Genomic DNA, 13,247 nt, shown 5'->3' with positions numbered 1-13,247 from the left:
TCAGTCCTTGATCTCGCAGATGACCGTGCCGCTGGAGACGGTCTGGCCGACCTCGGCGGCCAGACCGGTGATCGTTCCGGCCTTGTGGGCGGTGAGGGGCTGCTCCATCTTCATGGCCTCCAGCACGGCGACGGTGTCGCCGGCCGCGACGGCCGCGCCCTCCACCACGAGGATCTTCACGAACGTGCCCTGCATCGGGCTGACCAGCGAGTCCCCGGACGCCCGGGGGTCACTGCCCTTCTTGGCGCCGCGCCGCCGGACGGGCGCCGCTCTCCCGTTCGTGGGCGGCGCCGCGGCAAGGGCGGGGACGAGCACCTCGATGCGCCTGCCCGCCACCTCCACCGTGATCCGCTCCCGCCTGACCTCCTCAGCGGCCTCGGGCGGATCACGCGGCAGGATCCGGTTGTCGAACTCGGTTTCGATCCAGCGGGTGTGGACGGTGAAGGGGGTGTCGTCGGCCGGGGTGAAGGCGGGGTCGTTGAGGACGGCCTGGTGGAAGGGCAGCACGGTGGGCACGCCTTCGACGCGGAATTCCGTCAGGGCGCGGCGGGCGCGTTGGATGGCCTGGTGGCGGTCGGCTCCGGTGACGATGAGTTTTGCGATCAGTGAGTCGAACGCCTGGGGCACGGTCTGGCCTTGCGTGTAGCCGGTGTCCAGCCGCACGCCCGGGCCTGTCGGTGGTTGCAGGGTGGTGAGCGTGCCGACCGCGGGCAGGAAGCCGCGGCCGGGCTCTTCGGCGTTGAGGCGGAACTCGATGGAGTGGCCGTGTGGTTCGGGGTCGGTGTAGCCGAGTGGTTCGCCGTCGGCGATCCGGAACATCTCGCGGACCAGGTCGATCCCGGTGACCTCTTCGGTGACCGGGTGCTCGACCTGCAGCCGGGTGTTGACCTCCAGGAACGAGATCGTCCCGTCCTGGCCGACCAGGAACTCGCACGTGCCCGCCCCGACGTACCCGGCCTCCCGCAGGATGGCCTTGGAGGAGGTGCGAAGCAGGTCGACCTGCTCGCCGGTCAGGAACGGCGCCGGAGCCTCCTCGACCAGTTTCTGGTGGCGGCGTTGCAGCGAGCAGTCGCGGGTGGAGACGACCACGACGTCGCCGTGCCGGTCGGCCAGGCACTGGGTCTCCACGTGCCGGGGCTTGTCCAGGTAGCGTTCGACGAAGCATTCGCCTCGGCCGAACGCGGCGACCGCCTCACGGACCGCCGAGTCGTACAGTTCGGGGATCTCCTCCAGGGCACGGCCGACCTTCAGGCCGCGACCGCCGCCGCCGTAGACGGCCTTGATCGCGATCGGCAGGCCGTGCTCGACGGCGAACGCGACGACCTCGTCCGCGCCCGAGACGGGGTCCTTGGTTCCGGCCACCAACGGCGCGCCGACCTTGGCCGCGATGTGCCGGGCCTGGACCTTGTCGCCCAACGCGGTGATCGCGGCGGGCGGCGGCCCGATCCAGGTCAACCCCGCGTCCCCGACCGCGGCGGCGAAGTCGGCGTTCTCGGCCAAGAACCCGTAACCGGGGTGCACCGCGTCCGTACCCGCCTCGGCCGCGACCTTCAGCAGCTTGTCGATGTCCAGGTAACTGTCGGCGGCGGACGCACCGCCCAGCGCATACGCCTCGTCGGCGACCCGAACGTGCAACGCGTCCAGATCGGGATCGGCGTACACCGCGACACTCGCCAAACCCGCATCGCGGCAGGCGCGAGCGATACGAACCGCGATCTCACCACGGTTGGCGATCAGAATCTTGCGCACGCGGCCTCCGGAAATTCGCCCAATAAGGACACTTATCGGGAGATACTTGATGCTCTCTTCGGCGCACCTCGGCACACAAGAGCGCCGGCTCTAAGATTGCGTTAATTGCACTAAATGGGCTTTATGGAGCGCACGGCCATCGTCGCCCTGCCGACCTCCATCACGGGCCGGTCCGCCACGGTGGTCCCCCCGGCGAAGATGAGCGTGTCGGCCACGTCCCGGATAAGCCGGACATGGTGCGTCAGCACGTCGCCCGGCCGCACCCGGCCGACCAGCCGCACGTCCGAGACGCCCCCCAGGAGCGGCACTCGGCCCGCCTCGCGGCCACCGCCGCCCGCCAGCACACCGGCCGCCTGGCACCATGATTCGACCAGCAGGACGGCCGGGTAGTCGTGCGCGAGATCGCCCGCCCCGTCCGGCAGCGCGGCATACCACGGTTCGTTGCAGGTCACCGCCTTGAGCGCGGTCAGCCGCTCGCCGGGCACGACCTCGGTCACACGATCGACCAGCAGCATGGGATAGCGATGCGGCAGCAGTCCCTTGAGCCCGTCCGCGCCGATCACGTCGCGTCCTCCCGCACGAATCGGATCCTCACCCTCGCGGTGACGCCGCGTTCCGTCGAGACCGTGGCCGAGCAGCGCCGGTCCGGCCCCTCGTCCGACCAGGTCCACTCGATCGTGAGCCGGTCGGCGGGCAGCACCGGCTGCAGGAACCGGCTCGACTCGATGTCCGCCAGCCGCCAGCCCGGCGGTGCGGTGGCCAGCCGCACGTACTCCACGACGCAGACGCCCGGCAGAATCGGCTGCCCGGGGTAGTGCCCGGCGAACACGGTCTCCGCCGGGTCGACGGTGACGCTCGCCCGTGTCTCCCCTGCCACGGGCACCGCCACGACCGGGCTCGCCACGTCCGGCGTCACCGCCGCTCCCCCAATCGCAGCAGCGCCGCGGCGACCGTGCCGCTCGGCGGATCGACCGAGGTGATCACCGCGGTCCGGCCGGCCGCCTCAGGGGTCCGCTCGGCCAGGCCCAGCACGGCGCCGAGCTGGAACGCGGCCGAGGCGGCATGGGTCTCCCCGATGAACTCCGGCAGCGGGGTGAGGCGGGTCTCCGCGGGCGCGGCCTCGTCGAGCGCCGCCTGCTCGGCCTTCCCGGCCGGCCCCGCGGCGCCCGAGGCACAGGCGACCCAGACGTCCGCGCCGCTCGGGCTCAGGACCGTCCGCACCGAGCGGTCGACGGCAGCGCCCCACTCCCCGTCCAGGCAGATCCGGAAGTCCAGCGCGAGCACCTCGGCCAGCACCGGGCCGCCGTCCGCGGGCGGCAGGCCGACCGCGAACATCGCGCAGCCCTCGCCCAGCACCGTGCCCTCGACGCCGTCTTCGCCGTGGGACTCCAGCCACGAACGCGCATGGCTGTAATCCTCGGCAGCGCCGCACACCACGGTCCGCGCCCGCCTGGCGCGCAGCAGCCGCCGCGCGTAGCCGAGGGCCGCCAGGCCGGTCGGCCTGCCGGCGGCGATCGTGGCGTTGGGACCGTGGTAGCCGTGCCAGATCGCGCACTGGCCCGCGGCACCGTTCATGACGCCGTACGGGATGGCGGCGGGGTCGATGAGATGGGGCAGCGGCGCTGTCAGCCCGGTCCGGGTGATGTCCATCATCGTCTGGGCGCTGCCCGTGGTCGTGCCGAGCACCAGCGCGGTCGTCGCGTCGCCGGGCCGCTCCGCGTGCAGGTCGCGCACGGTGGCAACGGCGAGCCCGGCCAGCCGGTCCATGCCGCGGGTGCCCTTCTTGCCGAGCACCGCGCGCGTCTCGAAGCCGGGCACCAGCCCCGCGCGCTCGTCCGGGGTGTCCCAGCCGTCCCGGTCGAGCACACCGACGGCCGTCCGCCCTTCTGCGACCCCCTCGATGAAGGCCGCTCGGCCCCGCCCGTACGGGGAGAAGGCCGACCAGGCCGTGATGACCGGCCGGAGGGCGCCGCCGCGCGCCGAGTCGTTCATGAGCCCTGCCCCTTGTATTTACCGAAGAGCACCACGCAGTTGTTGCCCGCGAAGGCCAGCCCGTTGCTCTGCACGATCTCCAGGTCCGCCGGCACGAAGCGATTGGGGACGCAGTCGATGTCGCACTCCGGATCGGTCTCGCGATGGTTGATGGTCGGCGGGACGAAGCCGTGCGTGAGGGCGAGCGAGCAGGCCGCCGCCGCCAGCGCGCTCGCAGCGCCCATGGTGTGGCCGAGCATCGACTTGAGAGAGACCGTGCGTGGCGGGCGGCCGCCGAACACCGCGTGGACGGCGCGGCATTCGGTGACGTCGTTGGCCTTCGTGCCGGTGCCGTGCGCCGAGATGAGATCGACCTGTTCGGGGCGCACGTCCGCGTCCTTGAGGGCGAGTTCCATGCAGCGGGCGATGCTGTCCTGGTCCGGCGCGACGGGGTGATACGCGTCGCAGTTGAGGCCGTAGCCGAGCACCTCGGCGTAGATCCTCGCTCCCCTTCGCCGTGCGGACTCCAGGGTCTCCAGCACCAGGACGGCGCCGCCCTCGCCGGTGATGATGCCCTCCCGGTCCTTGTCGAACGGGCGGCAGACGTCGGGCGCGATCGTGCCCAGCCGGTAGAACGCGGTGAACGTCTTCCGGCAGACGGCGTCGGCACCGCCGCACAGGGCCAGGTCGGCCTCGCCGAGCCTGAGCGCGTCGAGGCCGGAGCCGATCGCATAGTTCCCCGCCGAGCACGCTGTGGTGAGCGTGCTCGCGTCCACGTCGGACATGCCGAGCTCGGCCGCGATGGCCGCGGACAGCCGGCCCGCAGGGACGGCCGCCGCGGCCTTGGGGATCCACGACCGCGGCTCTTCCGCGAGCTGTGTCGCCCGTGGAGGGACGGCCCCCCGCACCCCCCGCTGCGGCTCCGCCTCGAGAAGGTACTCGGTGAGCAGGTCCAGCTCACGGGACTCGCCGTCGGTGGTGCCCACGCAGATGTGCGCCCGGCGGCCGGCCAGCTCCGGGTCGGTCAGGCCGGCGTCCGCGACCGCCATCCGGGCGGCCGCCACGGAGAACCGGGCGGCCCGGCCGAGCGTCTCCACCGGCGTGCGGCGGATCCACTCGGCGGGCATGAAGCCGTGCACCTCGCCGCCGTTGACATGCTCGAATCCGGTGGTGTCGAACGAGGTGATCGGCGAAATGCCACTGCGGCCCTCCCGCAGGCCCCGGGTGAACTCCTCCGCGCCCGTCCCGATGCTCGAGATGACGCCGATCCCGGTGACGACCACGCGGACCGCGGCTTCAGACATGTGGCTCCCCATCGGCGCTACGCGGACATGGAGTTGAGGCACGCGAGCAGCGTGCGGGCCTGGACATTGAGGTAGTGACCGTGCCGGACCAGCAGATTGAGCTGGCCGTGCGTGACCCAGCGGTAGTTGGGCGGGGGTGCGAACGGCTCGTCGACGTCGATCACCAGGTACCGGTTGTCGGCGTTCAGGAACCGGCCGCCCTCCTCCGACTGCACCGCCGAGTAGCGGACGCGCGCCGGATCCGCCGTCAGCACCTGGTCCAGGAACGCGGGCCGGTCCGCGGTGTCCGCGTGCTGGCCCGGCGTGCACTGGACGGTGGGGCCGATCTCCACCGAGTCGGCGAACCCACCCTCGGATCGGGCGTGCGCGAGGACGTGCGGGACTCCCTCGATCCGGCAGGAGAGGAATGCGATGACCCCTGGCTCGACGGGCTCCAGCAGCGGCTGGGTCCAGCCGGCGACCTCGCGGCTGCTCGCCTGGACGCCGACGCCGACGATGCGGAAGTAGCGGCCCGTCTCGTGCTGGATGACCGAGTCGGTGCGCACCCAGCCCGGCACGTCCGCGAGCGGCATGCAGGAGGAGCGCACGTCGTACCGGCTGCGCACGCCGGTGAACCAGGAGAGCACGTCGGCGTCGGCGTGCAGAGCGCCGGCCTCGACCCGGTCGAACGGCAGGCAGGAGAGCACCGACCTCAGGTCCATCGAGACGATGGTGTCGCGGCGCAGCAGCGCCCCGATCTGCCCAAGGGTCAGCCAGCGGAAGTCCTCGTGCGGTGGGACCTCGCCGGTCACCTCCACGATCACGTTGCGGTTGACCTTGCGGAAGAACCACGAGCCCTGCTCGGACTGCAGCACGTCCGCGAGCACCCGGCCACGCTTGGGCCCGTTGAAGTACTCGAGGTAACCGACCGCGGTGCCCTTGTGGACCCGGTTGTAGTTGCTCCACGTGGCCTGCACGGTCGGCGAGAGCTGGAGCAGGTTGGAGTTACCAGGCTCCATCTTGGCCTGCAGCAGGATGTGCGGGACTCCGTCGAACTCCTTGACCAGCAGCCCGAGGATGCCGATCTCGGGCTGGTTGAGGATCGGCTGCGCCCACTCGCGGTCCGGCACGACGCCGGTCGTGTCGTTCACCCGGGCCCGCAGCCCTTCGACGGAGAAGAACCGCCCGCTGCGATGGCGCAGGTCTCCGGTGGCCGCGTCGAACGACCAGCCGTCGAGCTCGGCGAAGGGGATCCGGTCCACCTTGAAGTCGTGGGTCGCGACGCGTTCGGCCATCCAGCCGAACACGCCCTCGGTGGTCAGGTCCGCGCCCTCGGTGACCGCGGCGGCGGACCGGGCGAGCCGCGCGGCCAGCCCGGATTCGGCGCGCGGCCGGAGCGGGGAGACGGTCGGGGTGCTCATCGGTTCCACTCCCAAATCAACGAGAAAGACCCCCGGAAACGCAGAGGAGGCGCGAGCGCGTCGCGCCTCCTCTGGGTCCCCTGTGACAGGGGATCGGCGAGACCGAGCGGGGGCCGTGAGGTCGGTCTCGTGCGGGGCCGGCTGTCAGGCCGGGTAGGGCGTCTTCTCCTTGGCGTCCGCGAGTACCCGCGCCCACCAGTGCAGCTGGACCAGGAGCCTCTTGGCCGCGTCGCGGCAGATCTCGGGCTCCTTGGGCCCATTGCCCTCCTGGTCCCAGTGTTCCCAGGCGTTGGTGAAGCTGACGGTCTCGCGCACGGTCACCGTGTGCAGCTCGGCGAACACCCCCCGCAGGTGCTCGGTGGCGCGCAGGCCACCGGAGACGCCGCCGTACGAGACGAACCCGACCGGCTTGGCCGCCCACTCGGTGAGGTGCCAGTCGATCACGTTCTTGAGCGCGGCCGGGTAGCTGTGGTTGTACTCGGGTGTGACGACGACGTAGGCGTCCGCCCTGGCCACCCGCTCTGTCAGCGGTTCCTGGACGGCCTTCACCTCGGGCGGGAGCTCCTCACCGAACGCCGGCATCGACAGCGGCAGATCGACGTCCGCGAGATCGAGCAGATCGACCTCGAACTCACCGAATTCCTTCGTCTCCGCGGCGAACCAATTGCCGACGGTCGGGGCCAGGCGCCCACCCCGCACGCTTCCGACAATCACAAGGAGACGCAGTTTCTTTTCGGCCATGACGGTCCTTTCGGAGGATCTTCGAATGCGTCTGTGATCTCGAGGCTAAAAGTTGAACTGAGGTTGAGGTCAAGCCTCCGGGCCAGCATTCGTGCGACGCTCTGAGCCGTCCCCGTTCACTCACTCCGCCTGCCGTTCGTCGAGCTGGGACTGCGCGGCCCGCCGGTAGACGCCGTTCTCCGCCATCAGTTCGTCGTGCGTGCCGATCCCGGCGATGCGGCCCCTGTCGAGCACCACGATCCGGTCGGCATGCCGGATCGTGCCGATTCGCCGGGCCGCGATGATGACCGTCGCGTCCTCGGCGGCGAGCGCGGCGCGCAGGGCCGCGTCGGTGATGTGGTCGAGCGAGGCGAACACGTCGTCGAAGAGGTAGATCTCCGGCCGCTGGACCAGCGCGCGGGCGATGGCCAACCGCTGGCGATGGCCGTCGGGCAGGCCTGCGCCGCCCTCCGGGATCTCCGTCTCCAGGCCCTGCAGCAGACTCACCACGAAACCCGTACCCTGCGCGATGTCCAGCGCGTGCCAGAGCTCGGCGTCGGTCGCATCGAGCCGCCCGTACCGCAGGTTGGCTCCGATCGTCCCGCCGAACAGAAAGGCCTTCTGCGGCACGTAGCCGACGATCTCGGCGAGGCGGCCGGGGGCCAGGTCCCGCACGTTCACGCCGTTGATGAGCACCTGCCCCTCGCGGGCGTCGAACAGGCGCCGGATGAGCTGGAGCAGGGTGCTCTTGCCGCTGCCGGCGGCGCCGGTCACCGCGACGATCTCGCCCGGCCCGGCCACCAGGTCGATGTCCTGGAGAACGGGCAGGCCCGTGCCCGAACACCTGAACTCCACGCCGCGCAGCTCGACCAGGCCGTGCGGCGGCACCACGCCGGGCCCGGCACCGGGTTCAAGGCCGGGTTCAGGGCCGGGCCCGGCACCGGGTTCAGGGCCCGGTTCGTCGTTGTGGATCTCCTGGACGCGCTCGGCACGGGCGGCGGCGCGCCGGGTCTTCGGGACCGCGATCACGGCGAGCGCGATCGTGACCAGGCCGAGGCCGAGCACCGCCACCGCGGTGCGGGTGTCCTGCAAGAGCCGGAGCAACACGGGGTCTCCAAGGTCCGTCTCGGGCGACAAACCTCACCGTGCGACTTGAACCGAGGTTCAAGTCAAGGCGCCGAGTCAAGGCATTGAACTCGGTTCCGTTCTTCACCGTCACCTCGCGCCCTCGGCGTACTCCTTCGCGTAGCCGAGGGTGGCGGTGCTGTTTCCGCTGAGCGCCTTCCGCACGAACGCCTTGGCTTCCGCGACACCCGCCCCGGCGCCGAGGACCGTCGCGATGTTGGCCGAGTCGATGACGACGGTGTGCTCGGCGGTGACGGTCACGCCGTCGCCTTCCGGCCGGATCAACCAGTAGCCGGTGTGCAGGCTGAGCAGCGCGGGCAGCCCGATCTGCTTGTAGACGATCCGCTCATGCGGGAAGCACACCCGGATCGACTTGGTGGTGTGCGTCGAGCCGTCCTTGGTCCGGGTGTCCATCTCCAGGATCTGGACGCCGGGCTCGTCCTCGGTGAGCTCGACCCTGGCCACGTGCGCCAGCCGTTTCTCCCAGAGCTGCGCCTCGTTCAGGAAGTCGTAGACGTCCTCAGCCGAACCGTCCACCCGGAGCGTGTCCTCGAACGACAGCAGCAGGTCCGCCTCGACGGCGATGGCCGCCTCGACGTTGGTCTTGAGGGCGGCCAGCTCGGACCGGCTGTTGCGGTCCACCGCCTCGTCGATCCAGGCCAGCCCGGCGGGATCGTCGTCGATCGCACGGTAGTCGTGCAGCAGCCGGATGCGGCTGCGGCCCTCGCCCGCGGGTTCGATCACCCAGGTGCCGCCCATCGAGGCCACCGGCGGGGTGCTCTTCTCCTGGCGAAAGGTGATGCACAGCCCATCGGGATCGAGGCTGCGGCGCGACGTCCAGGTCTTGGGCTCGCCGTTGGCGGTGGCCCAGATCTGGATTCGCTCCGCGCGGTCGCCGCGTTCCAGGTGGGCGACATGGACGGTCGGCGGAAAGATCCGCGGCCAGTTCGCCACCTCGGCGATGAGCCGGTAGACGTCCGCCGCCGGGGCGTCCACGGTGATCTCGTGCTCGACCTCGCGCGTCGTCATCATCTGCTCCCTTAGAAGTTGCCGAGGCCGCCGCAGACGTTGAGCGCCTGGGCGGTGATCGAGGCCGCGGTGTCGGTGACCAGGTATCCGACCAGCCCGGCCACCTCCTCCGGGGTGGAGTAGCGGCCGAGCGGGATCTTGGCGGAGAACTTCGCCATGACAGCGTCCTCCGTGATGTCCCACGCGGCGGCGTAGCCCTGCCGGACCCTTTCGGCCATCGGGGTCTCGACATAGCCGGGGCACACCGCGTTCACCGTGATGCCGGTCGGGGCGAGCTCGTTGCCCAGCGCCTTGGTGAACCCGACCACACCGTGCTTGGACGCCGAGTACGGGGCGCCGAGCACGACGCCCTGCTTGCCCGCCGTGGACGCGATGTTGACGATGCGGCCGCGGTCCCCGGCCCGCATGCCACCCGCGTTCAGCACCTCGCGGGTCATCCGGAAGACGCTGTTGAGGTTGGTGTCGATGACGTCGAACCACAGGTCGTCGGAGATGTCCGCGGTGACCCCGCCGCCGCTGCGGCCGACGTTGTTGACCAGCACATCCACCGGGCCGAAGCGGTCCACGGCCGCCCGGACGAGCCGGGCGATCTCGGCGGCGTCGCGGACGTCGCACGCGGCCCCGTCGACCTCGAGTCCCTCGTCGGTGAGCCGTTTGGCGACGGTGGTCACGTTCTCGGCGCTTCGGGCGCAGATGAAGACCCGGTGGCCCTGCGCCGCCAGGGTCCGGGTGACGGCGAGGCCGATCCCGCTGGTCGCCCCGGTGACGATGGCGTGCGGACGCGATGTGGTGGGCATGTCGGTTCCTCGGGTCGCTCAGGCCGCACCGGCGGCGGGAAGGGTGGCGTTGACGACCGCGAGCAGCGCCCGCGGCGTCAGGGCGTCGACGAGTGCCGATTCCTCCAGCCGGATGCCGTGCTCGCGTTCGATGCGGCCGGAGGCCTCCAGCAGGGCGAGCGAGTCGTAGCCCAGTTCCTCGAAGCCGACATCGAGGATGTCGCCGTCGAGCCCGGTCACCTCGCCGGCGGCCTGTACCAGCACGCGCCGGAGGTCGGGCAGGGTGAACTCCTGGTCAGCCATGGATCGATCCTTCTTTCGTGTGTTCCGATATCAGGCACGCAGCACGATCGCGGAGTTGAAGCCGCCGTGGCCGCGGGCCAGCACCAGCGCGGCCCGCAGGTGGGCCGGGCGGGCGGCGCCGGCCACCAGGTCGAGCTCGTACTCGGCGGCCGGGGTCACGTTCACCGTGGGCGGGATGACCTGGTCGCGCAGCGCGAGCAGGGCGGCCGCCAGATCGAGCGGGCCCGCCCCGGAGTAGAGGCGGCCGGTCATCGTCTTGGGCGCGGTGACCGGCACCCCGCCCGGGCCGAAGACCGCGCCGATCGCCGCGGCCTCGATCCGGTCGAGCTCGGGCACCGCGGCCGCGTCGGCGAAGACGACGTCGATGTCGGTGGGGGCCAGCCCGGCGTCGGCGAGCGCCAGTTCGATCGCGCGGCGCAGCCCGGGCGACCGCCCGCTGCCCGGCTTGGGGTCGAACGTGGCGGCGCAGCCCGCGATCTCGCCGTAGCGGGGGGCGCCCCGTTCGGCGGCGGACGCGGAGTCCTCAAGGACGAGGATCGCGCCGCCCTCGCCCGCGACATGCCCGCGGGCCGCCCGGTCGAAGGGCTGGTAGGCGCGGTCGGGGACGTCGCCGCGGCTCAGCCGCCCGGAGGCGAGCTGCGCCACCCAGCCCCACGGGCACACCGAGCCGTCGACGCCGCCGGTGAGCATCAGCCCGGTTCCCTTGCGGATCTGCCGCCTGGCCTGGGCGACGGCGTCCAGCCCGCCCGCCTGGTCGCTGACGACGACGCTGGACGGGCCGCGCATGCCGTTGCGGATGGAGATCTGGCCGGTGTTGACGGCGTAGAACCAGGCGAACGACTGGTAGCCGCTGACGTGCCGGCTCCCCTTGCTCCACAGGTTCTGCAGCTCGCGCTGGCCGAACTCGAACCCGCCCGACGACGCGGCCGTGGCCACCCCCATCCCGTACTCGGGCAGATCCGCCGGGACGGCCCCGGCGTCCTGGAGCGCCCAGTCCGCCGCGACCAGGGCCAGCCGGGTCATGTGGTCGGTCTGCGGGAGCAGCCGGCTCGGCAGGTGGTCCTCGGCGACGAACCCGGGCACCTCTCCGGCGAGCCGGGCCGGGTAACCGGCCGCGTCGAACCGATTGACGGGCGCGATCCCGCTCGTGCCGGCGCGCGTCGACGTCCAGAACGCCGCCGTGCCGAGACCGTTGGGCGCCGTCACACCGATTCCCGTGACGACCGCGCAGCGCCCCTTCGGCTCACTCACGTCGCGTCGACCCGTTCGGGATCGGCCAGCACCATCGCGCTCTGGAACCCGCCGAAACCGCTGCCGACCGTCAGCACCACGTCGGTGCGCTGCTCGCGGGCTGCGAGCGGCACGTAGTCCAGGTCGCACTCGGGGTCGGGCGTGTGCAGGTTGGCGGTCGGCGGTACCACGTCCTGGTCGATCGCCAGCAGCGACGCGGCGATCTCCAGCGAGCCGATGGCGCCCAGCGAATGGCCGATCATCGACTTGATCGAGCTGACCGGGGTCCGGTAGGCGTGGGCGCCCAGGCTGCGCTTGAACGCGGCGGTCTCGTGCCGGTCGTTCTGCTTGGTGCCCGAGCCGTGCGCGTTGACGTAGTCCACGCTCCCACCGGGCAGCCGCGCCTCCGCCAAGGCACCGTCGATCGCCTCGGCCATCTCCCGGCCGTCCGGCCTGAGACCGGTCATGTGGTAGGCGTTGCAGCGCGTCGCGTACCCCGCGATCTCGGCGTAGATCCGGGCCCCGCGCCGCCTCGCGCTCTCCAGTTCCTCCAGCACGAACATGGCCGCGCCCTCACCGAGCACGAAGCCGTCGCGCGTCCCGTCGAACGGCCGCGAGGCCGTCTCGGGGTCGTCGTTGCGCGGGCTGGTCGCCTTGATCGCGTCGAAGCAGGCGAGCGTGATCGGGGAGATCGGGGCGTCGGCCGCCCCGGCGATCATCAGGTCGGCGGTGCCCTCCCGGACCAGCTCCGCCGCGTACCCGACCGAGTCCAGCCCGGAGGTGCAGCCGGTGGACACCACGGCGGCGGGTCCCTCGGCGCCGACCGCCCACGCCACGTCCGCGGCGAACGAACTGGGCACCAGATAGTTGTAGAGGTGCGGGACGACGTAGTCGGGATCGACGTTCCAGAGCCGGCCGTCGTCGCTGACGACGCGGTACTCCTCCTCGAGCCCCATGGTGGCGCCGACCGCGCTGCCGACCGTGACGCCGGTGCGGGTCAGGTCCTCCTCGCCGAGCTCGATCCCGCTGTCGGCGACCGCCTCCCGCGTGGCGACCACGGCGAACTGCGCGGCCCGGTCCATCCGCCGGATCTCCTGCGAGGTCAGGCCGTGCGCGGCGGGCTCGAAGTCGCACTCGGCCGCGATCCGGGAGCGGAACGGCGAAGGGTCGAAGAAGGTGATGCCGCGGGTCGCGGTGCGCCCCTCGGTGAGCAGGCTCCAGTAGTTCTTCACGCCCAGGCCGCCCGGGGCGAGCACCCCGATCCCGGTGACGACGACGCGCCGGGTCACCGCGGATCCCACCGGTAGAAGCGGGCCGCCATGGCGTCCGACGGCGTGCGCCAGTTCGGGTCGTACGGCGTGATGAACGGCCGGAGGTCCTCGCTGATCTGCTTGAACAGCGGGTGCGCCTTGGCCTCCTCGATGGCGTCGCCGCCGCTCTCGGAGTCGAAGTCCTGCAGGTGGAAGTACAGGCCCTGGTACTTGAACAGCTGCCGGCGCCGGGTTCCCATCAGGTGCGGCATGTCCGTCCGGTCGAACTCGGCGAAGAGCCGCGCGACGTCGGCGCTGTCGTCACCGGCCATCTTGGCGACGATCAGGGTGCTGTGCATGGGCTGGGTCCTCTTCTCGGTCACGGGCTCC

The 13,247-nt window shown here is 71.5% G+C and carries 14 protein-coding genes; all 14 read right to left on the bottom strand.

Going from position 1 to position 13,247, the window contains the following annotated elements:
• Nucleotides 1–1,749 carry a biotin carboxylase N-terminal domain-containing protein gene (locus amrb99_RS06755; RefSeq protein ID WP_190853630.1) on the bottom strand — a complete coding sequence of 583 codons (1,749 nt, stop codon included), beginning with the start codon at nt 1,747–1,749 and terminating at the stop codon, nt 1–3.
• 110 nt (nt 1,750–1,859) lie between these two features.
• Nucleotides 1,860–2,312 (bottom strand): beta-hydroxyacyl-ACP dehydratase, encoded by a 453-nt coding sequence (locus amrb99_RS06750; protein WP_190853628.1) that lies wholly within the window; start codon nt 2,310–2,312, stop codon nt 1,860–1,862.
• Nucleotides 2,309–2,665, bottom strand: coding sequence for a hypothetical protein (locus amrb99_RS06745; RefSeq protein WP_206699832.1), 357 nt, complete (start codon nt 2,663–2,665; stop codon nt 2,309–2,311). The genes amrb99_RS06750 and amrb99_RS06745 overlap by 4 nt, the downstream gene beginning before the upstream one ends.
• Complete coding sequence (locus amrb99_RS06740) at nt 2,662–3,741, bottom strand: beta-ketoacyl synthase N-terminal-like domain-containing protein (RefSeq protein ID WP_190853625.1); 1,080 nt, start codon at nt 3,739–3,741, stop codon at nt 2,662–2,664. Before amrb99_RS06740 ends, amrb99_RS06745 begins: the two co-directional genes overlap by 4 nt.
• On the bottom strand, nt 3,738–5,024 hold the full coding sequence (locus amrb99_RS06735; protein WP_190853624.1) for a beta-ketoacyl-[acyl-carrier-protein] synthase family protein: 1,287 nt from the start codon (nt 5,022–5,024) through the stop codon (nt 3,738–3,740). Before amrb99_RS06735 ends, amrb99_RS06740 begins: the two co-directional genes overlap by 4 nt.
• Nucleotides 5,025–5,041: 17 nt before the next feature.
• Nucleotides 5,042–6,424: an NDP-hexose 2,3-dehydratase family protein gene (locus tag amrb99_RS06730; protein WP_190853622.1), complete on the bottom strand. Its 1,383-nt coding sequence runs from the start codon at nt 6,422–6,424 to the stop codon at nt 5,042–5,044.
• 144 nt (nt 6,425–6,568) lie between these two features.
• Nucleotides 6,569–7,165, bottom strand: a complete 597-nt coding sequence (locus amrb99_RS06725) for an NAD(P)H-dependent oxidoreductase (RefSeq protein ID WP_190853620.1) — start codon at nt 7,163–7,165, stop codon at nt 6,569–6,571.
• A gap of 120 nt (nt 7,166–7,285) precedes the next feature.
• A complete protein-coding gene (locus amrb99_RS06720) occupies nt 7,286–8,251 on the bottom strand; it encodes an ABC transporter ATP-binding protein (protein WP_347256565.1) in 966 nt (321 codons plus the stop codon).
• A 108-nt stretch (nt 8,252–8,359) separates the two neighbouring features.
• Complete coding sequence (locus amrb99_RS06715) at nt 8,360–9,298, bottom strand: aromatase/cyclase (protein WP_190853615.1); 939 nt, start codon at nt 9,296–9,298, stop codon at nt 8,360–8,362.
• An 11-nt stretch (nt 9,299–9,309) separates the two neighbouring features.
• A complete protein-coding gene (fabG, locus tag amrb99_RS06710) occupies nt 9,310–10,095 on the bottom strand; it encodes a 3-oxoacyl-ACP reductase FabG (protein ID WP_190853612.1) in 786 nt (261 codons plus the stop codon).
• Between the two features lie 18 nt (nt 10,096–10,113).
• Nucleotides 10,114–10,377, bottom strand: coding sequence for an acyl carrier protein (locus tag amrb99_RS06705; RefSeq protein WP_190853609.1), 264 nt, complete (start codon nt 10,375–10,377; stop codon nt 10,114–10,116).
• A gap of 30 nt (nt 10,378–10,407) precedes the next feature.
• The gene (locus tag amrb99_RS06700; protein ID WP_190853607.1) at nt 10,408–11,628 is read right to left on the bottom strand and encodes a ketosynthase chain-length factor; all 1,221 of its coding nucleotides are present in this window, start codon (nt 11,626–11,628) and stop codon (nt 10,408–10,410) included.
• Complete coding sequence (locus amrb99_RS06695; RefSeq protein WP_190853605.1) at nt 11,625–12,896, bottom strand: beta-ketoacyl-ACP synthase II; 1,272 nt, start codon at nt 12,894–12,896, stop codon at nt 11,625–11,627. Before amrb99_RS06695 ends, amrb99_RS06700 begins: the two co-directional genes overlap by 4 nt.
• On the bottom strand, nt 12,893–13,240 hold the full coding sequence (locus tag amrb99_RS06690; protein ID WP_347256564.1) for a TcmI family type II polyketide cyclase: 348 nt from the start codon (nt 13,238–13,240) through the stop codon (nt 12,893–12,895). Before amrb99_RS06690 ends, amrb99_RS06695 begins: the two co-directional genes overlap by 4 nt.
• Nucleotides 13,241–13,247 lie beyond the last annotated feature (7 nt).

The organism is Actinomadura sp. RB99 (assembly GCF_014706005.1).
Classification (GTDB): domain Bacteria; phylum Actinomycetota; class Actinomycetes; order Streptosporangiales; family Streptosporangiaceae; genus Spirillospora.
The sequence above is the reverse complement of the archived record's forward strand: the minus strand, read 5'-3'. Positions and strand labels throughout refer to the sequence as shown.

What these genes read in the sequence shown, in the direction of transcription:
- amrb99_RS06740 (WP_190853625.1), bottom strand. Translation starts at nt 3,741, where the DNA reads ATGAACGACTCGGCGCGCGGCGGCGCCCTCCGGCCGGTCATCACGGCC.
- amrb99_RS06735 (WP_190853624.1), bottom strand. Translation starts at nt 5,024, where the DNA reads ATGTCTGAAGCCGCGGTCCGCGTGGTCGTCACCGGGATCGGCGTCATC.
- amrb99_RS06730 (WP_190853622.1), bottom strand. Translation starts at nt 6,424, where the DNA reads ATGAGCACCCCGACCGTCTCCCCGCTCCGGCCGCGCGCCGAATCCGGG.
- amrb99_RS06725 (WP_190853620.1), bottom strand. Translation starts at nt 7,165, where the DNA reads ATGGCCGAAAAGAAACTGCGTCTCCTTGTGATTGTCGGAAGCGTGCGG.
- amrb99_RS06715 (WP_190853615.1), bottom strand. Translation starts at nt 9,298, where the DNA reads ATGACGACGCGCGAGGTCGAGCACGAGATCACCGTGGACGCCCCGGCG.
- fabG (WP_190853612.1), bottom strand. Translation starts at nt 10,095, where the DNA reads ATGCCCACCACATCGCGTCCGCACGCCATCGTCACCGGGGCGACCAGC.
- amrb99_RS06705 (WP_190853609.1), bottom strand. Translation starts at nt 10,377, where the DNA reads ATGGCTGACCAGGAGTTCACCCTGCCCGACCTCCGGCGCGTGCTGGTA.